This is a genomic window from Pantoea sp. Lij88 (assembly GCF_030062155.1).
Taxonomy (GTDB): Bacteria; Pseudomonadota; Gammaproteobacteria; order Enterobacterales; family Enterobacteriaceae; genus Pantoea.
The window spans coordinates 3,207,858-3,229,342 of sequence record NZ_CP118269.1 but is presented as its reverse complement, the minus strand read 5'-3'; the positions used below and the strand labels follow the sequence as shown (position 1 = coordinate 3,229,342).

Annotated in this window: 20 protein-coding genes; 12 read left to right on the top strand and 8 right to left on the bottom strand. The window is 55.0% G+C overall.

Translation table 11 applies throughout. The features are described 5' to 3' along the window. Positions 1-7: 7 nt before the first annotated feature. On the bottom strand, positions 8-1,288 hold the full coding sequence (gene hemL, locus PU624_RS19045; RefSeq protein ID WP_283546211.1) for a glutamate-1-semialdehyde 2,1-aminomutase: 1,281 nt from the start codon (positions 1,286-1,288) through the stop codon (positions 8-10). Positions 1,289-1,491: 203 nt separating this feature from the next. Here hemL and erpA point away from each other — a divergent pair, with 203 nt between their 5' ends. Further along, on the top strand, positions 1,492-1,839 hold the full coding sequence (erpA, locus tag PU624_RS19040; RefSeq protein ID WP_283546210.1) for an iron-sulfur cluster insertion protein ErpA: 348 nt from the start codon (positions 1,492-1,494) through the stop codon (positions 1,837-1,839). Between the two features lie 30 nt (positions 1,840-1,869). Here erpA and PU624_RS19035 read toward each other — a convergent pair whose 3' ends face one another. From PU624_RS19035 to mtnN, 3 genes are all read right to left on the bottom strand, one after another. Continuing rightward, entirely contained in the window at positions 1,870-2,118 is a 249-nt protein-coding gene (locus PU624_RS19035; protein ID WP_283546209.1) for a hypothetical protein, read from the bottom strand. Positions 2,119-2,241: 123 nt separating this feature from the next. Then, positions 2,242-3,036: a vitamin B12 ABC transporter substrate-binding protein BtuF gene (btuF, locus tag PU624_RS19030; protein WP_283546208.1), complete on the bottom strand. Its 795-nt coding sequence runs from the start codon at positions 3,034-3,036 to the stop codon at positions 2,242-2,244. After that, the gene (gene mtnN / locus PU624_RS19025; RefSeq protein ID WP_283546207.1) at positions 3,029-3,727 is read right to left on the bottom strand and encodes a 5'-methylthioadenosine/S-adenosylhomocysteine nucleosidase; all 699 of its coding nucleotides are present in this window, start codon (positions 3,725-3,727) and stop codon (positions 3,029-3,031) included. The genes btuF and mtnN overlap by 8 nt, the downstream gene beginning before the upstream one ends. Positions 3,728-3,819: 92 nt before the next feature. On the opposite strand from mtnN, the gene dgt reads away from it, so the two are divergent. From dgt to PU624_RS19010, 3 genes are all read left to right on the top strand, one after another. Next, complete coding sequence (gene dgt, locus PU624_RS19020; RefSeq protein WP_283546206.1) at positions 3,820-5,310, top strand: dGTPase; 1,491 nt, start codon at positions 3,820-3,822, stop codon at positions 5,308-5,310. A 133-nt stretch (positions 5,311-5,443) separates the two neighbouring features. After that, the gene (gene degP / locus PU624_RS19015) at positions 5,444-6,889 is read left to right on the top strand and encodes a serine endoprotease DegP (RefSeq protein WP_283546205.1); all 1,446 of its coding nucleotides are present in this window, start codon (positions 5,444-5,446) and stop codon (positions 6,887-6,889) included. A 184-nt stretch (positions 6,890-7,073) separates the two neighbouring features. Next, entirely contained in the window at positions 7,074-8,231 is a 1,158-nt protein-coding gene (locus PU624_RS19010) for a CdaR family transcriptional regulator (protein ID WP_136197969.1), read from the top strand. 60 nt (positions 8,232-8,291) lie between these two features. On the opposite strand, the gene PU624_RS19005 is transcribed toward PU624_RS19010, so the two are convergent. The 4 genes from PU624_RS19005 to map form a co-directional block, all read right to left on the bottom strand. Then, positions 8,292-8,684 (bottom strand): DUF3461 family protein, encoded by a 393-nt coding sequence (locus PU624_RS19005; RefSeq protein ID WP_008925632.1) that lies wholly within the window; start codon positions 8,682-8,684, stop codon positions 8,292-8,294. A 224-nt stretch (positions 8,685-8,908) separates the two neighbouring features. Continuing rightward, positions 8,909-9,733, bottom strand: coding sequence for a 2,3,4,5-tetrahydropyridine-2,6-dicarboxylate N-succinyltransferase (gene dapD, locus PU624_RS19000; RefSeq protein ID WP_283546204.1), 825 nt, complete (start codon positions 9,731-9,733; stop codon positions 8,909-8,911). Positions 9,734-9,816: 83 nt separating this feature from the next. Then, the gene (glnD, locus tag PU624_RS18995; protein WP_283546203.1) at positions 9,817-12,471 is read right to left on the bottom strand and encodes a bifunctional uridylyltransferase/uridylyl-removing protein GlnD; all 2,655 of its coding nucleotides are present in this window, start codon (positions 12,469-12,471) and stop codon (positions 9,817-9,819) included. Positions 12,472-12,535: 64 nt separating this feature from the next. Continuing rightward, entirely contained in the window at positions 12,536-13,330 is a 795-nt protein-coding gene (map, locus tag PU624_RS18990; protein WP_283546202.1) for a type I methionyl aminopeptidase, read from the bottom strand. Between the two features lie 318 nt (positions 13,331-13,648). On the opposite strand from map, the gene rpsB reads away from it, so the two are divergent. From rpsB to rseP, 8 genes are all read left to right on the top strand, one after another. Further along, positions 13,649-14,374, top strand: a complete 726-nt coding sequence (gene rpsB / locus PU624_RS18985; RefSeq protein WP_283546201.1) for a 30S ribosomal protein S2 — start codon at positions 13,649-13,651, stop codon at positions 14,372-14,374. Between the two features lie 182 nt (positions 14,375-14,556). Next, complete coding sequence (tsf, locus tag PU624_RS18980; protein ID WP_283546200.1) at positions 14,557-15,408, top strand: translation elongation factor Ts; 852 nt, start codon at positions 14,557-14,559, stop codon at positions 15,406-15,408. A 160-nt stretch (positions 15,409-15,568) separates the two neighbouring features. Beyond that, the gene (gene pyrH, locus PU624_RS18975; RefSeq protein WP_013356840.1) at positions 15,569-16,294 is read left to right on the top strand and encodes a UMP kinase; all 726 of its coding nucleotides are present in this window, start codon (positions 15,569-15,571) and stop codon (positions 16,292-16,294) included. A 143-nt stretch (positions 16,295-16,437) separates the two neighbouring features. Next, positions 16,438-16,995: a ribosome recycling factor gene (frr, locus tag PU624_RS18970; protein ID WP_283546199.1), complete on the top strand. Its 558-nt coding sequence runs from the start codon at positions 16,438-16,440 to the stop codon at positions 16,993-16,995. A gap of 111 nt (positions 16,996-17,106) precedes the next feature. Continuing rightward, positions 17,107-18,303 carry a 1-deoxy-D-xylulose-5-phosphate reductoisomerase gene (ispC, locus tag PU624_RS18965; protein ID WP_283546198.1) on the top strand — a complete coding sequence of 399 codons (1,197 nt, stop codon included), beginning with the start codon at positions 17,107-17,109 and terminating at the stop codon, positions 18,301-18,303. A gap of 181 nt (positions 18,304-18,484) precedes the next feature. Next, positions 18,485-19,237 carry a (2E,6E)-farnesyl-diphosphate-specific ditrans,polycis-undecaprenyl-diphosphate synthase gene (gene ispU / locus PU624_RS18960; RefSeq protein ID WP_090964404.1) on the top strand — a complete coding sequence of 251 codons (753 nt, stop codon included), beginning with the start codon at positions 18,485-18,487 and terminating at the stop codon, positions 19,235-19,237. Positions 19,238-19,255: 18 nt separating this feature from the next. Further along, the gene (gene cdsA / locus PU624_RS18955; RefSeq protein ID WP_283546197.1) at positions 19,256-20,113 is read left to right on the top strand and encodes a phosphatidate cytidylyltransferase; all 858 of its coding nucleotides are present in this window, start codon (positions 19,256-19,258) and stop codon (positions 20,111-20,113) included. A gap of 12 nt (positions 20,114-20,125) precedes the next feature. Then, positions 20,126-21,472: a sigma E protease regulator RseP gene (gene rseP / locus PU624_RS18950; protein ID WP_283546196.1), complete on the top strand. Its 1,347-nt coding sequence runs from the start codon at positions 20,126-20,128 to the stop codon at positions 21,470-21,472. Positions 21,473-21,485 lie beyond the last annotated feature (13 nt).

Below are 21,485 nucleotides of genomic sequence, written 5' to 3'. Positions count from 1 at the left end.
GCCGGAATTACAGCTTCGCGAAACAACGACGCGCGGCGTCAACCGTGCGCTGAATATCCTCTTCGCTATGAGCCAGCGACATAAAGCCTGCTTCATAAGCTGATGGTGCAAAGTAAACACCTTCCTCCAGCATCAGATGGAAGAAGGTTTTAAAGCGCTCCACATCGCAGCGGGTCACATCCGCGTAACAGGTCACGCTGTCAGCATCGGTGAAGAACAGGCCAAACATCCCGCCAACATGGTTAATCACCAGCGGGATATTTTGCTGTCGGGCTGCCTCGCGCAGACCCTCTGCCAGCTTGCGGGTCAGGGCATCCAGCTTATCGTGCGTGCCCGGCAGCGCAATCTGCGTCAGGCAGGCAAAACCGGCGGCCATAGCGATCGGGTTACCGGAAAGGGTCCCCGCCTGATAAACCGGGCCGGTCGGGGCCAGCGCGGCCATCACTTCGCGACGGCCACCAAACGCGCCGACGGGCATGCCGCCACCGATGATTTTTCCGAGGCAGGTCAGGTCAGGACGCACATTATAGTGAGCCTGTGCGCCGCCCAGCGCCACGCGGAAACCGGTCATCACTTCATCGATAATCAGCAGTGCGCCGAACTCATCACAGAGCGCGCGCAGGCCTGGCAGGAATTCCGGCTGTGGCGGGATGCAGTTCATGTTGCCAGCAACCGGCTCAACGATGATGGCAGCGATGGCATCAGGATATTGTTCGAAGGCGCTGCGCACCGAGTCGAGGTCGTTAAAAGTGCAGGTCAGGGTATGCTTAGCGAAATCTGCCGGTACGCCCGGCGAGTTTGGCTGACCCAGCGTCAGGGCACCGGAACCGGCTTTCACCAGCAGATGATCGGCATGACCGTGATAGCAGCCTTCAAACTTGATGATTTTATCGCGGCCGGTAAAGCCACGCGCCAGACGGATAGCACTCATGGTCGCTTCGGTGCCGGAGTTAACCATCCGCACCATCTCCATGCTCGGCACCAGCTCACACACCAGCTGCGCCATGGTCACTTCCATTTCGGTCGGTGCGCCAAAGCTCAGGCCGCGCTGGGCCGCTTCGATCACGGCATTGCGGATCGCCGCATTGTTATGGCCCAGCACCATCGGACCCCATGAACCGACATAGTCGATATAGGCTTTGCCATCGGCGTCATAGAGATACGCACCATCAGCGTGTTCAATAAACAGTGGAACGCCGCCCACACCGGTAAATGCGCGTACTGGCGAGTTTACCCCACCCGGGATCAGGCGTTGTGCCTCGGCAAACAGTTGTTCGGACTTACTCATTTTCGGCTCCAGCGTTTCAGAAAAATATGGCGCCATTCTACGGAAGAGGGGCAGCAGACGAAAGGTGGATTCACCCGTAGTCTCCTTATCAGAGCTGAAAGCGGCACAGAGTGCGAAGGGCAGAGCTTGATTGCGCTGAGGTGCTGGCTGATAATAGTCTGATTGAGGTCGTTTTCTGACCTGGGCGTTTACCGGAGTAAAACATGAGTGATGAAGTAGTAGCACTGCCGTTGCAGTTTACCGACGCCGCAGCCACCAAGGTCAAGAACCTGATTGCCGACGAAGAGAACCCGGCGCTGAAACTTCGCGTCTATATCACTGGTGGCGGTTGCAGTGGTTTCCAGTATGGCTTCACCTTTGACGACCAGATTAATGATGGCGACATGACGATTGAAAAGCAGGGCGTCTCACTGGTGGTTGACCCGATGAGCCTGCAATATCTGGTGGGTGGTTCGGTGGATTACACAGAAGGACTGGAAGGATCGCGCTTTATCGTGACCAACCCGAATGCCAAAACTACCTGTGGCTGTGGCTCTTCCTTCAGTATCTGATCATGCAGGCCGTCATTCCGACGGCCTCGTTTACCATTCTATTGTGACCAGCCGGTTACTCTGCTTCAGACTTCCCTGCGATTGAATCGGACTTTGGGTGACGCGTGGCTGCGCGCCTTGCCTGCCGCAGTTGATCTGCGGCGCGGGCTGACCGTTAGCCGTGTTGATTTCACAGCGTGAATAGATGACAAGCCTGGCGCCTATAGAGCCATTTATCGATCCCGCAAAGGCAGATCCGGCGATCGTTAGCCCTATGGCCAGCAGCAGTGCTCTGGTCATATAAGGTTCCTGGTGTTTTAAAAAAGCGCCGTGGCGCTAAAAGGACGGTGAGCATACGTGGCCCGCTCGTCTCTGGTATTGATTAACGGCAAAAAGTGCAGTGACTTTAATCAATTCGCCGATTTATTCATCGGGATGCAGGGCCGCACAGAGTTGCTGCGCCGCCAGCAGCAATCGCGGACCTGGCCGGCTTAGCCAGTCTTCGTTAATGGCGATCACCGGCACGGTGAGCTGCGGCCGCCAGAACGCACGGATGTTCTCCGCCTGCGGCGCACCGCCCGGCGTCACCACAGCCTGAGGATGGCGCATCAGCACCTGTTCACGGCTGACCTGCGGCCAGCTGACGCGACTGTCAGCAAAGATATTCCTGCCGCCACATAACGTTATTATCTCATTCTGCAGCGTGGCTCTGGCAGCGGTAAACAGCGGCTGCTGACCAAACTGTAAAAAAAGCGGAACCGCAGAAAGATGAGTATAGCGCTGTCGCAGTCCGGCTTCCTGCTCACGCAGCTGTCGGGCGGCGCTGGCAGCCTGCTCCGGTCTGGGACTCCAGCGGCCGAGATCGGCCAGCGCCGTGAACATCTCATCCAGCGTCAGTGGATCAATCCATTTAACCGGCACGCCGAGCTGCTGCAACTGGTCAATCTGCCGCTGCGGATTGCCTCCACGCCAGGCTAAAACCAGATCCGGTTTTAGCTGCAGAATACGTTCGGCCTTGATGCCCTGCCAGTTGGCGACCTGTTCAATCTGTTTCGCCTGCGGTGGATAGTCGGACCAGGCGCTGACCGCAATCGGGGTAATCCCGGCAGCAAAGGCGAGTTCGGTAAGGTGAGGGGCGAGGGTGATAACACGGGGCGGGGAGGCGAGCAGGCTGCCGCTCAACAGCAGCAGCCAGCAGAACAGCAGCGTTTTAGCCACGCGCCAGATGCGCCAGCAGGTTCTCCACCATCAGCGAAGATTGCTTCGCTGCAACGCTTAAGAACTCATCAAAGCTGAGGTGCGATTCTTTATCGGCCACGTCAGAAATCGCGCGGACCACCACAAACGGTACCTGGAACTGATGACAGACGTGACCGATAGCGGTCGCTTCCATCTCAACGGCAATCGCCTGCGGGAACTGGTTACGAATGCGCGCCAGCGGCTCGGCGCCATTGATAAAGGCATCCCCGCTCACCACCAGACCGCGTACGGCATTCAGGTCCAGCTGCTTAATGCAGGCTTCGGCCGCCGCGATAAGCTTGCTGTCTGCCACAAACGCGGCCGGACAACCCGCCATCTGACCCGGCTCGTAACCAAATGCAGTGACATCAGCATCGTGATAACGGACTTCATCTGACACCACGATATCGCCGACGCTCAGTGATGGTGCTAAACCGCCCGCCGAGCCGGTGTTAATCACCACATCCGGCTTGCAGAGCTGCAGCAGGAGGGTGGTTCCCAGCGCGGCAGAGGTTTTACCAATGCCCGATTTCAGCAGTGCCACCTCAACGCCCTGCAGGGTGCCGGTATAGATTTCACAACCCGCCAGTGTCAGCGTTTGACGGTTTTCAATTTTGTCGCGCAGCAGTGTCACTTCCTGCTCCATCGCGCCAATAATGCCTGCTTTCATAGTGAGTTCCGCTAATGTAAAGAATCAAAATTTAGGGCATAGTCTACCATGGCATTCAGGGGATTAATTCACGAAAAAGTAAGGGGTAATTCATGTCGGCGATCAATTTCAGGAAGAAGATCAGCTTCTCGCGCCCTTATAACAGTCGAAAAGATCCGGAAGGCGAATATTACATTACCCGCCATTTTGAGAGCGACCGTGGACGGATTATCAACTCCGCCGCCATCCGGCGTCTGCAGCAGAAAACCCAGGTCTTTCCGCTGGAGCGCAACGCCGCCGTCCGCTCCCGCCTGACGCACTCGCTGGAGGTGCAGCAGACCGGGCGCTACATCACCAAAGAGATCCTGCAGACCCTGAAGATGCAGGGCGGCCTGGCGCAGTATGGTCTGGAGGAGATGGAAGGCGCATTTGAAAGTCTGATTGAAATGGCGTGTCTGCTGCATGACGTCGGCAATCCGCCGTTTGGCCATTTCGGCGAGGCCGCCATTAACGACTGGTTTGAAGAGAACCTCTCAGCCGAACTGGTGGATCCGCTGGTGGCGGGCGTCGAAGGGGATGAGCAGCGTAAAGCCTTCGATCAGCTGAATGCCATGATCCGCCAGGATCTCTGTCATTTTGAAGGCAACGCCCAGGCCATCCGCATGGTGCATACGCTGCTGCAACTGAATCTCAGTTATTCGCAGGTCGCCTGCATCCTGAAATATACTGCACCCGCCTGGTGGCAGGGGGAAAAGCCCGCAGAATTTAGCGTATTAATGAAGAAACCTGGCTTTTATCTCTCTGAGCAGGATTATATTGCGGATTTGCGTGCTGCCACCAATATGGAAGAACATCATCGCTTTCCGCTCACCTATATAATGGAAGCGGCGGATGATATCTCCTATTGCATTGCCGATTTGGACGACGCTGTAGAAAAAGATATCTTTAATGTTGAGAGTTTGTTTGAGTTTCTCAATAAAGCCTGGGGGCCGGTTAAAAATAATGACGCTTTCAGCCGGACTATTGGCGAAGCCTGGCGTGAAGCCTGCAGTAAAAAACGCCGAAGCCGCAGCGATCAATTTTTTATGTCATTACGCGTAAATGTTCAGAGCGTGCTGGTAAGTTATGCGGTGAAACGTTTCGTTGATAATCTGCCTGCTATATTCGAGGGAAGTTTCAATCACGCGCTGCTGGAAGATGAGGGTGAAGAGGGCCGTTTACTGCAACTGTTTAAGACTGTTGCGCGCCAGCAGGTCTTTAACCACTCAGAAGTCGAGCAGCTGGAGTTGCAGGGATACCGCGTAATCAAAGGGCTGCTGGAGATTTATCAGCCGCTGATGCGCCTGAATTATGAGGCTTTTACTACGCTGATTAATGAAGATTTCCTGCGTCAGCATCCGATTGAAACCCGCCTTTTTCATAAGCTTTCCGGTAAACACCGTAAAGCTTATTTGCAAAAGATGCGTACCCTTGTGGTTGAGCATAAATATCAACGGCTGTTGTGGGAACGTTATTATCGCTTCCGCCTTATTCAGGATTATATCAGTGGGATGACCGATCTCTACGCCTGGGATGAGTACCGGCGGTTAATGGCAGTAGAATAAGCCGCCGATTGTAAAGAGCGCGAATAAATTTTTACCTTTGACTTAAACTTTTAAAGGAACTTCGCGCTAAAACTTTTATCTCACCTTCGACCACAGCAATGGTCTGAACAGTAATCTTATCGAGAAACGAAAAATGAAAAAAAAGACTTTAGTGTTAAGTGCGCTTGCGTTAAGCCTGAGCATGGCGCTCGCCCCTGTTACTGTTTCCGCTGCGCAAACGGCCTCTTCCGATAGCCAGCAACTCCCGAGTCTGGCACCCATGCTGGAAAAAGTGATGCCGTCTGTGGTCAGTATCAGCGTCGAGGGCACCACCACGGTGAAAACGCCGCGCATGCCGCAACAGTTCCAGCAATTCTTTGGCGACAATTCGCCCTTCTGCCAGGACGGATCTCCGTTCCAGGGTTCACCGATGTGTCAGAGCGGTGACGGTGCGGGCGGGAATGGCGGCGCGCCAGCCCCTGATACTCAGCAGGAAAAATTCCGTGCTCTGGGATCGGGCGTGATCATCAATGCTGAAAAAGGCTACGTGGTCACCAACAACCACGTGGTGAACAACGCCACCAAAATTCAGGTGCAGCTCAGCGACGGTCGTCGCTATGACGCAAAAGTGATCGGTAAAGATCCCAGCTCTGACATTGCACTGATTCAGCTGCAGGAAGCCAAAAATCTGACCGCAGTGAAAATTGCTGATTCTGACAATCTGCGCGTCGGCGATTACACCGTGGCGATCGGCAACCCGTATGGTCTGGGTGAAACCGTGACTTCCGGTATCGTCTCAGCGCTGGGACGCAGCGGCCTGAACGTAGAAAACTACGAAAACTTTATCCAGACGGATGCGGCGATTAACCGCGGTAACTCTGGTGGCGCGCTGGTTAACCTGAACGGTGAACTGATCGGGATTAACACCGCCATTCTGGCGCCGGATGGCGGCAACATCGGTATCGGCTTTGCTATCCCGAGCAATATGGTGAAAAACCTGACGGCGCAGATGGTGGAATTTGGTCAGGTGAAACGCGGTGAGCTGGGTGTACAGGGGACTGAACTGAACTCCGAGCTGGCAAAAGCGATGAAAGTCGATGCACAGCGCGGTGCCTTTGTCAGCCAGGTGCTGCCAGACTCTGCGGCCGCTAAAGCAGGGATCAAAGCGGGTGACGTGATTGTTTCGATGAACGGCAAACCGCTGAGCAGCTTTGCTTCGCTGCGTGCAGAAGTCGGTTCACTGCCGGTTGGCACCACCCTGAAACTGGGCCTGCTGCGTGACGGCAAACCGGTCGATGTCTCTGTTCAGTTGCAGCAGAGCAGCCAGGCGAAAGTGCAGTCCGCCACCATCTACAACGGTATCGAAGGCGCTGACCTCAGCAATGTTGAAACCGGTGATAAAGGTGTTCGCGTGGATAACGTGAAAGCAGGCAGTGCTGCGGCGCGTATCGGCCTGAAAAAGGGTGACGTGATCCAGGGGGTTAACCAGCAGCCGGTAACCAACCTCGGTGAGCTGCGCAAAGTCCTCGACACCAAGCCCGCCGTTCTGGCGCTGAATGTGAAGCGCGGTGACAGCAGCATCTATCTGCTGATGCAGTAACTGCACGGCAACTGATGAAGAGGCGGACTACGGTCCGCCTTTTTTATGCCTGCTTTCAGCCACATCAGAGTGTGATACTCACCGCAAATTCGGTAAATGACTGCCCGGCTCTGTGCAATTGCACAATGTTCTGCGCGCGGTGCATGCGTATTCTGTTTCTCCCCCCTCTTTTCAGGAGTAATGGATGGCTACCTATCACCTTGATGCCCGGCTGGCCCAGGATATCGTGGCGCGCACCATGAAAATTATTGACAGCAATGTCAACGTGATGGATGCGCGCGGCCGGATTATTGGCAGCGGTGACCGGGAACGCATTGGGGAGTTGCACGAAGGTGCGCTGCTGGTGCTGTCACAGGGGCGCATCGTCGACATCGATGAGGCGGTGGCGAAACATCTTCATGGCGTGCGGCCTGGCATTAATCTGCCGCTGCGTATTGATGGTGACATCGTGGGGGTGATAGGTCTGACCGGCGAGCCGCTGGCGCTGCGGCACTATGGCGAGCTGGTCTGCATGACCGCAGAGATGATGCTGGAGCAGGCGCGGCTGCTGCATATGCTGGCGCAGGACAGTCGTCTGCGTGAAGAGCTGGTGCTGAATCTGATCCGCAGCGATACCCTGTCGCCACAGCTGACCGAATGGGCACAGCGGCTAGGCATCGATCTTAACCAGCCGCGTGTGGTCGCCGTAGTAGAGGTGGATAGCGGTCAGCTCGGCGTCGACAGTGCGATGTCAGAGTTACAGCAGCTGCAGACGCTGCTGACCACGCCGGAGCGCGATAATCTGATCGCGATTGTGTCACTGACCGAAATGGTGGTGCTGAAACCGGCCCTGAACGGGCACGGACGTTACGATCAGGATGATCATCGCCGCCGCGTCGAGCAGTTGCTGCAGCGGATGAAAGAGAGCGGTCATCTGCGGATGCGAATCGCGCTGGGTAACTTCTTTACCGGGCCAGGCAGCATCGCTCGCTCATACCGGACGGCGCGCACCACGATGATGGTGGGCAAGCAGCGGATGCCGGAGGTGCGCAGCTATTTTTATCAGGATCTGGTGCTGCCTGTGTTGCTCGACAGCCTGCGGGGTGGCTGGCAGGCCAATGAACTCGCCCGGCCGCTGGCGAAGCTTAAGAGCATGGATAACAACGGCCTGCTGCGGCGCACGCTAATCGCCTGGTTCACCCACAACGTCCAGCCGAGCGCCACCGCGCGTGCGCTGTTTATCCATCGCAATACGCTGGAGTACCGGCTGAACCGGATCTCTGAACTGACGGGGCTGAATCTGGGTCATTTTGATGACAGGCTGTTGCTCTATGTGGCTTTGCAGCTGGATGAGCAGGGGTAGCGGGTAGATTTTTGGCATAAAAAAGGCCAGCAACGCTGGCCTCTCTCATCGGGCAGGAAATTAACGGCTGTTACGGGTTAATTTTTCCAGATCCGATTCAATTTCAGTGATCTTGTGGGAAACCACGCTTTCCAGATGACGCAGGTCATCCAGAATTTTGCGTTTCAGATCCACTTCAACCTGGTCGCGCTGGCAAATCTGGTCCAGTTCATCGATGACATAACGCAGATTCGGGCTGATTTCCTGAACTTCTTTGTAGCCCTGCGTCGCGTGATCGGCAACAACGGTTTTGCGCTGACGCGGATATTTGAATTTAACGCTCTTCGCGAAAAACTCGCCTTTATCTTTGCGGAAGTAGATCTTCAGAATGTCGTTATTGGCTTCCTGACGCAGGCTGTAGCGGTCAATGTCGTCCGGGTTACTGATACCTAAGCTTTTCAGATTGTCATACATAGCGTTGTTTCCATCAAAAGTGAGAAGCGCGCAGACTTGTTCATGACGTCCGTCAACTGTAGACATAAATAAGCGGGATGAACATTGCGCGACAGGATTTAACTGGCGCGGATTATGACCTGGATGAAAACTAAACGCACCAGTTAATTCGCGGCGCGAAGCATGTTATTTGAGAATCACTGTAAAGAAAAGATGACGGGCTGGAAACCAGCCCGTCATCTAAATCAGTCGATGGTGCGCAGCAGTTCGTTGATACCGGTTTTGCCGAGCGTCTTCGCATCCACTTTCTTCACGATCACGGCGCAGTAGAGGCTGTAGCTGCCATCTTTAGACGGCAGGTTACCGGAGACCACGACGGAACCGGCAGGAACACGGCCGTAATGCACTTCGCCGGTCTCGCGGTCATAGATTTTGGTGCTCTGACCGATGTAAACGCCCATTGAGATCACTGAGCCTTCTTCAACAATCACGCCTTCAACGATTTCAGAACGTGCGCCGATGAAGCAGTTGTCTTCGATAATGGTCGGGTTGGCCTGCAGCGGCTCCAGCACGCCACCGATACCCACGCCGCCGGAAAGGTGAACGTTTTTACCAATCTGCGCACAGGAACCGACGGTCGCCCAGGTGTCCACCATGGTGCCTTCATCCACGAAGGCGCCGATGTTGACGTAAGAAGGCATCAGCACCGTGTTGCGGGCGATATAGGCACCCTGACGCACAGCCGCAGGCGGCACGACGCGGAAACCGGCTTCTTTGAAACGCGCGTCATCCCAGCCGGCAAATTTCATCGGCACTTTGTCGTAAAAGCGGGTTTCTGAACCTTCCATTACCTGATTGTCATTGATGCGGAAAGAGAGCAGCACTGCTTTCTTCAGCCACTGATGCGTTACCCACTCGCCGTCGATCTTCTCAGAAACACGCAGCTCACCGCTGTCCAGCAGGGAGATCACCTTGTTGATGGCATCACGGGTTTCGCTGTCAACGCTGGCAGGGGTAATGTCAGCGCGACGTTCGAAGGCGGATTCAATAACGCTCTGTAACTGTTGCATATTTTTTTCCTGATCTGTCATGTGCGATGCCGGGCAATCGCCCGACACAAGTAAAGAGATTAATGTTTACAAATCGAGTCTGGTCACACTTTATCGTTTGGATTAAGGGCCTCTGTCAACCGTTGTTGCAACGCTTTGCGCATTTCTTCGTCCAGCGCCTGACGTTCACTGTTGGCCAGAATAAACAAATCTTCGACCCGCTCGCCGATAGTGCTGATGCGTGCGCCGTGCAGTGAAACACCTAAGTCGGCAAAGACTTCGCCGACCCTTGCCAGCAGGCCCGGCTGATCCAGCGCCACCAGTTCCAGGTAGCTGCGACGGTCGGTATGTGTTGGCAGGAAATTGACCTCGGTATCCACGCTGAAATGCCGCAGTTTGGCCGACGGACGACGGGTACGCGGCGGCACCCAGTCTGACTGAGTAATCGCCTGTTCCAGCGCCTGAATGATCATCGGATGGCGATCCGGGGAGAGCGGGCTGCCATCCGGTTCCAGCACAATAAAGGTATCCATGGCCATGCCGTCGCGGCTGGTGAAGATCTGCGCGTCGTGAACGCTGAGATTGCGGCGGTCGAGTTCTCCGGCGACGGCGGCAAACAGATGCGGGCGATCGGGACTCCAGATAAATATTTCGGTCCCGCCGCGCGTGGCCTGCGGGCTGACCAGCACCAGCGGCTTTGTCAGATCGTGAACCAGCAGGTGGCGGGCATGCCACGCGATCTGATTTGGCGTATGGCGCAGGAAGTAGTCGGCGCGGCAGCGATTCCAGATTTGATGCAGACGCTCTTCATCAATGTTGTCCATCCGCAGCAGCGCCAGCGCCTGCAGACGGTGATGACGCACCCGCTCACGCAGATCCGGACTGTTTTCCATGCCGCGTCGCAGCTGCTTCTCGGTGGCGAAAAACAGCTCGCGCAACAGGCTCTGCTTCCAGCTGTTCCACAGGCTTTCGTTGGTGGCGCAGATGTCGGCTACGGTCAGACAAACCAGATAGCGCAGCCGGTTCTCATTCTGCATCACTTCGGCGAACTGCTGGATCACCGTCGGGTCCTGAATATCGCGCCGCTGCGCCGTTACCGACATCAGCAGATGATGACGAACCAGCCAGGCCACCAGCTGCGTTTCACGCGAATTCAGGCCATGCATTTCAGCGAAATCGAGTGCATCCTGCGCGCCGAGAATAGAGTGATCGCCGCCGCGTCCTTTGGCAATGTCGTGCAGCAGCGCGGCCATCAGCAGCAGCTCCTGCTGCGGCAGGCGCGGCCATAACTCGACGCACAGCGGGTGCTGCGGACGGGTGCTTTCATTGGCAAAGCTTTCCAGCTTCTGCAGCACGCGAATGGTGTGCTCATCCACGGTGTAGGCGTGAAACAGATCGAACTGCATCTGTCCGACGATATGGCCCCACAGCGGCGTGTAAGCCCACAGCACACTATAGCGATGCATCGGCACCAGCGCCCGGCTGACCGCGCCCGGATGGCGCAGAATCGACATAAAGGTGCGACGCGCCTCCGGGATCTGACACAGCGGCTGTTTGAGGTGACGACGCGCATGGCGCAGATGACGCAGGGTGGTGGAGTAGATCCCTTTGATGCTGTCGTTCCGCACCATGACGTAGAACATGCGCAGAATCGCCTGCGGTTCGCGTGTAAACAGCGTCTCGTCGCGCAGGTCGATTAAATCGCCACGCAGCTGGAAATCGTCATCAACAGGCCGGGGCTTCTCGCTGGTGGAGAGCGCCAGAATCGCCTCATCAAACAGCTGCAGCAGCATCTGGTTCAGTTCGCCGATACGCCGGGTGACGCGATAGAAATCTTTCATCATTCGCTCGACCGGCTCATTGCCTTCGCCCTGGTAATTCAGGCGCTGCGCCACGCTGAGCTGGCGATCGAACAGCAGGCGGTTATCGTAGCGGGGCAGGGAGAGGTGCAGGGCAAAGCGGATGCGCCAGAGAAACTCCTGACATTCGTTGAGTTCGCCGCGCTCTGCGTCGGTGAGGAAACCAAAGCCGACCATCTCATCCAGCGTGGTGGCACCAAAATGGCGTCGGGCAACCCATTGCAGCGTATGGATGTCGCGCAGGCCACCGGGGCTGCTTTTAATGTCCGGCTCCAGGTTATAGCTGGTGCCATGGTAACGCGTGTGACGCTCCTGCTGCTCTTCAATTTTGGCGGCGAAGAAGACGGATGAGGGCCAGAAACCGTCGCTGAAGATGTTTTTCTGTAATTCCAGAAACAGCGCTACGTCGCCGGTCAGCATCCGTGACTCAATCAGGTTGGTGGCCACGGTCAGATCAGACAGCCCCTCCAGCAGACACTCTTCCAGCGTGCGGACGCTGTGGCCCACTTCCAGCTTGAGGTCCCACATCAGCGTTAACAGATCGCTGGTACGCTGCGCCGCCTGTTCATTCAGCGGCTGGCGGCTGAGGATCAGGACATCAATATCAGAGAGGGGATGCAGTTCGGCACGGCCATAGCCGCCCACGGCGACCAGCGCGATAGACGGCATCTCATCAAAGCCAAAGAAGCGCCACAGGCGACGCAGCAGCCGATCGATAAACAGCGTGCGGGCATCTATCAGCGGCTCAACGGGTTCACCGGCATCAAATGCGGCAGCCAGATGCTGCTGAAACTGCTCCAGCCGCGGCTTCAGAATGTCGCGGGTCAGTTGATCGTCGCCCCATTCGGCTGGCGAATCGACCAGACCGTTCTTCACATCTTCCGACAGACTCACGCTCATGCAGCTCTTCTCTTTTTTAGCCAAAAAAAGCCGGCTCAGCGCCGGCTTGATCTGTTTTGGGGAATTACCCTTCGGCGACGAGCACAGCAGGCAGCGTGTCGTCTTTGCGCAGGGTTAAAATCTCACAGCCGTTTTCCGTCACCACAATAGTATGCTCATACTGCGCGGACAAGCTGCGATCTTTGGTTTTTACCGTCCAGCCATCTTTCATGGTACGGATGCGGTAATCCCCGGCATTGACCATCGGTTCTACCGTGAAGGTCATGCCCGCCTGCAGCACAACGCCGCTGTCATCGGCATCGTAATGCAGCACCTGCGGCTCTTCGTGGAAACCTTTGCCGATGCCGTGACCGCAATATTCACGTACGACAGAGAAGTCGTTCGCTTCAACATACTTCTGGATAGCACGCCCCAGCTCACGCAGGCGGATGCCGGGCTTAATCAGACGCAGGGAAAGATAGAGGCTCTCCTGCGTAACGCGGCACAGACGTTCGCCCTGAATAGTGGGTTTGCCGACGATAAACATCTTTGAGGTATCGCCGTGGTACTCGTCTTTGATGACGGTGACATCGACATTAACGATATCGCCATCTTTTAACGGGCGATCATCGCTGGGAATTCCGTGGCACACCACTTCGTTAACGGAGATGCAGACCGACTTCGGAAAACCGTGATAGCCGAGGCAGGCGGAGACGGCCTGTTGCTTCTGCGTGATGTGTTCGTGGCAGATGCGGTCCAGTTCACCGGTGGTCACACCCGGTTTAACATGAGGCTCGATCATCTCCAGCACGTCGGCGGCGAGGCGGCCCGCGACGCGCATTTTTTCGATTTCTTCAGGGGTTTTAATTGAAATTGCCATTAAATTAATCCGCAGTTGTCGAAATTTTCGACAATAATAAGTTCTGTGCTGTCATGTTAGCAGCCAGCAAATGGGCTGCCAAATAGAGAACGCGCAGGCGCTCGTCAGCGATCATTTATTGGCGTACCTGGGCGGTTTGTGATATAAAGCGCGCCGACGATTCTCTGTATGGCCGGTTCGGTCAGCAGGAAACGCATAACTCTCATTATGTGTAATAAAACACACATGTATCGACACATACGCCGGGGTGCCTTGAAAGAGGTCGGTCGTATGGGATACATGGAGGCCCAACCCCAATCAAACTTTAGAGGTTTTATCATGGCAACTGTTTCCATGCGCGACATGCTCCAGGCTGGTGTTCACTTCGGTCACCAGACCCGTTACTGGAACCCAAAAATGAAGCCATTCATCTTTGGTGCACGTAACAAGGTTCACATCATCAACCTGGAAAAAACTGTACCTATGTTCAACGAAGCTCTGGCTGAACTGAACAAGATCTCTTCCCGTAAAGGTAAGATCCTGATGGTCGGTACTAAGCGCGCTGCTGCCCAGGCAGTAAAAGAGTCTGCACTGAGCTGCGACCAGTTCTTCGTAAACCACCGCTGGTTGGGTGGCATGCTGACTAACTGGAAAACCGTGCGTCAGTCAATCAAGCGTCTGAAAGATCTGGAGATTCAGTCTCAGGATGGTACTTTCGACAAACTTACCAAAAAAGAAGCGCTGATGCGTGCGCGTGAGCTGGCCAAGCTGGAAAACAGCCTGGGCGGTATCAAAGACATGGGCGGTTTGCCAGACGCACTGTTTGTTGTTGATGCTGACCACGAACACATCGCAATCAAAGAAGCAAACAACCTGGGTATCCCGGTATTTGCTATCGTTGATACCAACTCAGATCCAGATGGCGTTGATTTCGTTATCCCAGGTAACGACGATGCGATCCGTGCTGTAAACCTGTACCTGACTGCCGTTGCGACTACCGTTCGCGAAGGCCGCTCTCAGGACCTGGCTGAGCAAGCTGAAGAAGCGTCTTTAGAAAACGCTTAATAAGGTTTGCTCTGCATAAGAGCCCTTAGCATTCAGATGTGATCTGTAAGGGGCCTATACTGGCCCCTTTATTTTATCTAAGTCTGTCACGCCCCCCAACCGGACGGCGGGACAGAGTAAATTTTCCGCAAATAAGTGTCTGCTGGTGCAAACGTACACAGGCACGAACCGAGGATTCTGGAATGGCTGACATTACCGCTGCATTGGTAAAAGAACTGCGCGAGCGTACTGGCGCTGGCATGATGGATTGCAAAAAAGCGCTGACTGAAGCGAACGGCGACATTGAGCTGGCGATTGAGAACATGCGTAAGTCTGGCGCAATCAAAGCAGCGAAAAAAGCAGGCAACGTTGCTGCTGATGGCGTAATCAAAACCAAGATCGTTGGCGACTACGGCGTGATTCTGGAAGTTAACTGCCAGACTGACTTCGTAGCAAAAGATGGCGGTTTCCAGGCGTTCGCAGACAAAGTTCTGGAAGCGGCTGCAGCAAATCGCGTAACCGACGTTGACGTTCTGAAAGCGCAGTTCGAAGAAGAGCGCGTTGCCCTGGTTGCTAAAATCGGTGAGAACATCAACATCCGTCGCGTTGCAATCCTGGAAGGCGCAGAGCTGGGCAGCTACCTGCACGGCGCACGTATCGGCGTTCTGGTTTCAGCGAAAGGCGCTAACGAAGATCTGATCAAACAGATCGCTATGCACGTTGCCGCAAGCAAGCCTGAATTCGTTAAGCCAGAAGACGTTTCTGCAGAAGTGGTTGATAAAGAGTACCAGGTTCAGCTGGACATCGCGATGCAGTCTGGCAAGCCTAAAGAGATCGCAGAGAAGATGGTTGAAGGCCGCATGAAGAAATTCACCGGCGAAGTTTCTCTGACAGGTCAGGCTTTCGTTATCGATCCAAGCAAAACCGTTGGCCAGGCTCTGAAAGAGCAGGGCGCTGACGTAATCAACTTCATCCGCTTCGAAGTGGGTGAAGGCATCGAGAAAGTTGAGTCTGACTTCGCTGCAGAAGTTGCAGCAATGTCCAAACAGTCTTAATGCTCTGAAAGAACCGCCAGATGGCGGTTCTTTTTTGTCTGTGAATCGCAACAGACGACACGTTTTCAGTTTCATCCCAATAGCATTTTCTTTGCGGTAAGCGGATGATCGATCAGAATTTACTTCTCCTTTACACCCAATCTTCCAGGAAGAACTGACCATGGCGACCAACGCAAAACCTGTTTATCAACGTATCCTGCTTAAACTCAGCGGCGAAGCCCTGCAAGGCGCTGAAGGTTTTGGTATCGACGCGAGTGTGCTTGACCGCATGGCACAAGAGGTAAAAGAGCTGGTTGAACTGGGCATCCAGGTTGGCGTAGTGATTGGCGGAGGGAACCTGTTCCGTGGCGCGAGCCTGCAGCAGGCGGGTATGAACCGCGTCGTGGGTGACCACATGGGTATGCTGGCGACCGTGATGAATGGCCTGGCGATGCGTGATGCACTGCACCGCGCCTATGTGAATGCACGCCTGATGTCAGCGATTCCACTGAATGGCGTCTGTGACAACTACAGCTGGGCAGAAGCGATCAGCCTGCTGCGTAACAACCGCGTGGTGATCTTCTCTGCCGGTACCGGCAACCCGTTCTTCACCACCGACTCTGCGGCGTGTCTGCGCGGCATTGAGATCGAAGCGGACGTGGTGCTGAAAGCGACCAAAGTTGATGGCGTCTACTCTGCCGATCCGGTGAAAAGCCCGGACGCGACGCTGTATGATCAGCTGACCTATGCTGAAGTCCTGGATAAAGAGCTGAAAGTGATGGATCTGGCGGCCTTTACCCTGGCACGAGACCACAAATTACCTATCCGTGTTTTCAACATGAATAAACCTGGCGCACTGCGTCGCGTAGTGATGGGTGAAAAAGAAGGCACCCTGATTACGCATTAATACCCGAGGCGAGATAAAATAAGGTATATTCTGTCAGCGCGATGATAATGCATCGCGCACCAGTCAGGATTATCGATGATTATCGATCCCGCTTCCGGTTATGCCGGAACTGGCCAGGTCAAACCGAATCCAAGGGTTTCAACGTGATTAACGACATCAAAAAAGATGCTGACACGCGCATGGAAAAATGCGTTGAAGCATTCAAAACTACCATCAGCAAAGTGCGCACCGGTCGTGCTTCACCTTCGCTGCTTGACGGCATCGTCGTCGAATATTACGGCACGCCGACGCCACTGCGTCAGCTGGCTTCTGTCACTGTGGAAGATTCACGCACGCTGAAAATCAACGTGTTTGATCGTTCACTGAGTGCGGCAGTTGAAAAAGCGATCATGAAGTCCGATCTCGGTCTGAACCCAAGTTCAGCCGGTACCGACATTCGTGTTCCGCTGCCTGCGCTGACAGAAGAGCGTCGTAAAGATCTGATTAAAATCGTGCGCGGCGAAGCCGAGCAGGGCCGTGTGTCGGTACGTAACGTCCGTCGCGATGCCAACGATAAAATCAAAGCGCTGCTGAAAGATAAAGAGATCAGCGAAGACGACGAACGTCGTGCGCAGGATGAAGTACAAAAAATGACTGATGCGTACATCAAGAAAGTTGATGCTGCACTGTCAGAAAAAGAGACGGAGCTGATGGATTTCTAATCCCATCACTGCCGGACAAAACGCCGTACAGAGAGGTATTCGTATGAATGCGACATCTGGCGGCGTTTTACATTGTGCCTGTCGGCACGCTGACTTCACACGGATAGCCTCATGAAGCGATTAACTCTGCTGGGATCCACCGGCTCGATCGGCACCAGTACGCTGGCGGTGGTTCGCGCCAACCCGGCGCTTTATCAGATTACGGCGCTGGTCGCCGGCCATAACGTGGCGCTGATGGCCGAACAGTGTGCGGTCTTTACGCCGCGCTACGCCTGTATGGCAGACGAGGCATCCGCCGCTGCGCTGCGTGAGCGACTGAGAGCAATCAGCGTCAATACTGAAGTGCTCTCCGGCGTTCAGGCAGCCTGTGAGCTGGCCGCACTGGATGAAGTGGATCAGGTGATGGCGGCCATTGTCGGCGCGTCAGGGTTGCTGCCGACGCTGGCGGCGATTCGCGCCGGCAAAACGGTGCTGCTGGCCAACAAAGAATCGCTTGTCACCTGCGGCCGTTTGTTTATGGAGGCGGTGCGTCATCATAACGCTCAGTTACTACCGGTCGACAGCGAGCATAACGCCATTTTTCAGAGTTTACCCGCTACCATCCAGCATCAGTTAGGTTACGCTGACCTGCGGGATAATGGCATTGAGTCGATTATCCTTACGGGATCGGGTGGTCCTTTTCGTGACACAGATTTAGCGGATCTTAGCGCCATGTCGCCGGATCAGGCCTGTGCGCATCCGAACTGGTCGATGGGGAGAAAAATCTCTGTCGATTCGGCCACCATGATGAATAAAGGTCTTGAGTACATTGAAGCCCGTTGGTTGTTTAATGCCAGCGCAGCGCAGATGGAAGTGATCCTTCACCCGCAGTCGGTGATTCACTCCATGGTGCGATACTGCGATGGCAGCGTGCTGGCTCAGTTAGGTTCTCCCGATATGCGTACGCCCATTGCCCACAGCATGGCCTGGCCTGCGCGGATCAATGCAGGTGTGACGCCGCTTGATTTTACCCGCATGTCGGCGCTCTCTTTTGCAGAACCTGATTTTAGTCGCTACCCCTGTCTGAAACTGGCCATCGATGCCTGTGACGCAGGGCAGGCGGCGACCACCACGCTGAATGCTGCCAATGAGGTTGCCGTCGCGGCTTTCCTGAATCACCAGATCCGCTTCACCGACATTGCCTCGCTTAATAGTGCGGTGATGGCGGCACAAGTGTGTCCGGAGCCGGATTCGGTGGACGCTGTCCTTGAAATCGATCGCACTGCGCGCGCGCTGGCGACAGAAATGTTGCCCCGCTTCACGTCATGATGTCGATCGTTATGAGGCCATTTGTTCGCTTCAGGTGAAAATGGTATAGTCGCTGGCTCGCGTTTCACGGTCTGTCACCGAATTCGGTGTGGCCCGGCACTGAGAGTGTGTCGGGATTTGAATCGGGCGCAATGTATTCAGAAACCACAGCATTTCTGATGAAAGGAATTGGTTAAGCGTTATGTCGTCTAACAATCAAAACAACACTGATGACCAGCAGGGAAACGGTCCGCGCCACGTCGCTATCATCATGGATGGCAATGGTCGCTGGGCCAAAAATCAGGGAAAATTGCGAATTTCAGGCCACAGAGCGGGCGTTAAATCGGTACGCCGTGCCGTCAGCTTTGCGGTCAGTAACAATCTTGAAGCCCTGACGCTTTACGCCTTCAGCAGTGAAAACTGGAGCCGTCCGGCGCAGGAAGTCACCGCGTTAATGGAACTGTTTGTCTGGGCACTGGATAGTGAAGTGAAGAGCCTGCACAAACACAATGTTCGCTTACGCGTCATTGGCGATACCAGCCGTTTCAGCCCGCGTATTCAGGAACGTATTCGCCGTTCTGAGACGCTGACCGCAAATAATAGTGGCCTGACGCTCAACATTGCTGCCAACTATGGCGGCCGTTGGGATATTATCGAAGGCGTGAAAAAACTGGCTGAACAGGTTCAGGAAGGATTACTGCGACCTGATCAGATTACCGAAGAGAGCCTGACGTCGCAGCTCTGTATGCAGGAGCTGGCGCCAGTGGATTTAGTGATAAGGACCGGGGGAGAGCATCGGATTAGCAACTTCCTGCTGTGGCAGATTGCCTATGCTGAATTCTATTTTACCGATGTGCTCTGGCCGGATTTCGATGAACACGTTTTTGAAGGTGCACTGAATGCATTCTCTCTGCGGGAGCGTCGTTTTGGCGGCGCTGCACCAGGCGGCGCCTGAGCAATCTGGGGGTAACCTTTGCTGAAGTCTCGTCTGATTACCGCGTTGATATTAATTCCGCTGGTAATAGCTGCACTGTTCTGGTTACCGCCTGTTGGCTTTGCCCTTACAACCATCGTTATCTGCATGCTGGCAGCCTGGGAATGGGGTCAGTTTGCAGGTATGGCATCACGGCAACAGCGCGTCTGGCTGGCTGTACTTTGTGGTCTGCTGCTGGCGCTGATGCAGTTTACGCTGCCACCTTATCAACACACGGTGCATCTGCCACAGATCGCGATATCGCTTTGGGCGTCGCTGGTGTGGTGGGTCGTTGCACTGCTGCTGGTGCTCACCTATCCCGCTTCTGCGGCCTTCTGGCGCCATTCGCGTCCACTTCGCTTACTCTTTGGCGTATTAACGCTGGTGCCCTTTTTCTGGGGCATGGTGGCGCTGCGCCAGTATCACTATGAAACCGACCACTTCGCCGGTGCCTGGTGGCTGCTGTTTGTATTGCTGCTGGTGTGGGGCGCGGATTCCGGTGCCTATATGTTTGGCAAGATGTTCGGCAAGCACAAGCTGGCACCGAAGGTCTCACCAGGCAAAACCTGGGAAGGCTTCCTGGGCGGTCTGGTCTCTTCAGCGCTGATTGCGCTGCTGTTTGCCTCGCTGGCTCCGCTGACGGTCTCAACCGGCACGCTGGTGATTTGCGCGGTTATCGCAACACTGGCTTCCGTGCTGGGTGATCTCACTGAGAGTATGTTTAAACGTGAAGCGGGCATCAAAGACAGTGGCAATCTGATCCCCGGTCATGGCGGCATGCTTGATCGCATTGATAGTCTGACTGCGGCGGTGCCGGTGTTTGCCTGTTTATTGCTGCTGGTGTTCCGCACCCTTTAAGGACAGGCAAAGATGTTGAGCATAATCTGGAGTTTCTTCGCCTTTATCATTGCGCTGGGCGTGTTGATTACCGTTCATGAGTTTGGCCACTTCTGGGTCGCGCGTCGCTGCGGCGTCAAAGTTGAGCGCTTTTCCATTGGTTTTGGTAAGTCGCTCTGGCAGCGCCGTGACCGCCACGGCACCGAATTTGTCATCGCACTGATTCCCCTCGGCGGCTACGTTAAGATGCTTGATGAACGCGTCGAAAGCGTGCCCGCGGAGCTGCGTCATCAGGCTTTTAATAACAAAGCCGTCTGGCAGCGCGCCTCAATCATTGCGGCAGGTCCTGTCGCAAACTTCATCTTTGCCATCTTCGCCTACTGGGTTGTATTTATTCACGGCGTGCCCGGTGTGCGCCCGGTAATCGGTGAAATTTTAAACGGTTCGGTTGCTGCAGAAGCTCAAATTACGCCCGGCATGGAACTTAAGGCTGTTGACGGTATCGAAACGCCTGACTGGGATGCTGTGCGTATGGCGCTGGTGGGTAAAATCGGCGACAGCAGCACCACGTTAACCGTGGCCCGATTTGGCGAGGACGCGACCCAGCAGAAACAGCTGGATTTGCGGAACTGGCAGTTTGAGCCTGATAAGCAGGATCCGGTCGTCGCATTAGGGATTCAGCCACGCGGTCCGCAAATTGAGACCACACTGGCAGAAGTGCAGGCGAACTCGCCAGCCAGTGAAGCCGGTTTGCAAGCAGGCGACAGGATCGTTAAAGTCGATGGTCAGCCATTATCGCAGTGGCAGACTTTTGTCACGCAGGTCCGGGATAACCCCGGCAAAAGCATGGCGCTTGAGGTAGATCGCGGCGGTGATTCCATTGCGCTGACGATGACGCCAGAAGCGAAAGATGGCGGTAAAGCGGGCTTTGCGGGAGTGATTCCGCGTATTGTTCCGCTGCCTGAAGAGTACAAGACGGTAAGACAGTATGGCGCGTTTGCGGCAATCGGTGAGGCCAGTGTAAAAACCTGGCAGCTGATGAAGCTCACCGTTTCCATGCTGGGCAAGTTAATAACCGGTGATGTGAAGCTGAACAACCTGAGCGGGCCAATTTCGATTGCGCAGGGTGCAGGGTTGTCAGCAGAGTACGGGTTGATTTACTACCTGATGTTCCTGGCGTTGATTAGCGTCAACCTGGGCATCATCAACCTGTTCCCTCTGCCGGTTTTAGATGGTGGGCACTTGCTCTTCCTTGCGATCGAAAAGATCAAAGGGGGACCGGTGTCCGAGCGAGTTCAGGACTTTAGTTATCGCATCGGCTCGATTTTGCTGGTGCTGTTAATGGGGCTTGCACTTTTCAATGATTTCTCACGTTTGTAACCGCTGGAACGCG

Excerpts from the sequence above, each read along its gene's own strand:
- hemL (WP_283546211.1), bottom strand. The coding sequence starts at position 1,288 with ATGAGTAAGTCCGAACAACTGTTTGCCGAGGCACAACGCCTGATCCCG.
- erpA (WP_283546210.1), top strand. The coding sequence starts at position 1,492 with ATGAGTGATGAAGTAGTAGCACTGCCGTTGCAGTTTACCGACGCCGCA.
- PU624_RS19035 (WP_283546209.1), bottom strand. The coding sequence starts at position 2,118 with ATGACCAGAGCACTGCTGCTGGCCATAGGGCTAACGATCGCCGGATCT.
- mtnN (WP_283546207.1), bottom strand. The coding sequence starts at position 3,727 with ATGAAAGCAGGCATTATTGGCGCGATGGAGCAGGAAGTGACACTGCTG.
- dgt (WP_283546206.1), top strand. The coding sequence starts at position 3,820 with ATGTCGGCGATCAATTTCAGGAAGAAGATCAGCTTCTCGCGCCCTTAT.
- degP (WP_283546205.1), top strand. The coding sequence starts at position 5,444 with ATGAAAAAAAAGACTTTAGTGTTAAGTGCGCTTGCGTTAAGCCTGAGC.
- PU624_RS19010 (WP_136197969.1), top strand. The coding sequence starts at position 7,074 with ATGGCTACCTATCACCTTGATGCCCGGCTGGCCCAGGATATCGTGGCG.
- PU624_RS19005 (WP_008925632.1), bottom strand. The coding sequence starts at position 8,684 with ATGTATGACAATCTGAAAAGCTTAGGTATCAGTAACCCGGACGACATT.
- dapD (WP_283546204.1), bottom strand. The coding sequence starts at position 9,733 with ATGCAACAGTTACAGAGCGTTATTGAATCCGCCTTCGAACGTCGCGCT.
- glnD (WP_283546203.1), bottom strand. The coding sequence starts at position 12,471 with ATGAGCGTGAGTCTGTCGGAAGATGTGAAGAACGGTCTGGTCGATTCG.
- map (WP_283546202.1), bottom strand. The coding sequence starts at position 13,330 with ATGGCAATTTCAATTAAAACCCCTGAAGAAATCGAAAAAATGCGCGTC.
- rpsB (WP_283546201.1), top strand. The coding sequence starts at position 13,649 with ATGGCAACTGTTTCCATGCGCGACATGCTCCAGGCTGGTGTTCACTTC.
- tsf (WP_283546200.1), top strand. The coding sequence starts at position 14,557 with ATGGCTGACATTACCGCTGCATTGGTAAAAGAACTGCGCGAGCGTACT.
- pyrH (WP_013356840.1), top strand. The coding sequence starts at position 15,569 with ATGGCGACCAACGCAAAACCTGTTTATCAACGTATCCTGCTTAAACTC.
- ispC (WP_283546198.1), top strand. The coding sequence starts at position 17,107 with ATGAAGCGATTAACTCTGCTGGGATCCACCGGCTCGATCGGCACCAGT.
- ispU (WP_090964404.1), top strand. The coding sequence starts at position 18,485 with ATGTCGTCTAACAATCAAAACAACACTGATGACCAGCAGGGAAACGGT.
- rseP (WP_283546196.1), top strand. The coding sequence starts at position 20,126 with ATGTTGAGCATAATCTGGAGTTTCTTCGCCTTTATCATTGCGCTGGGC.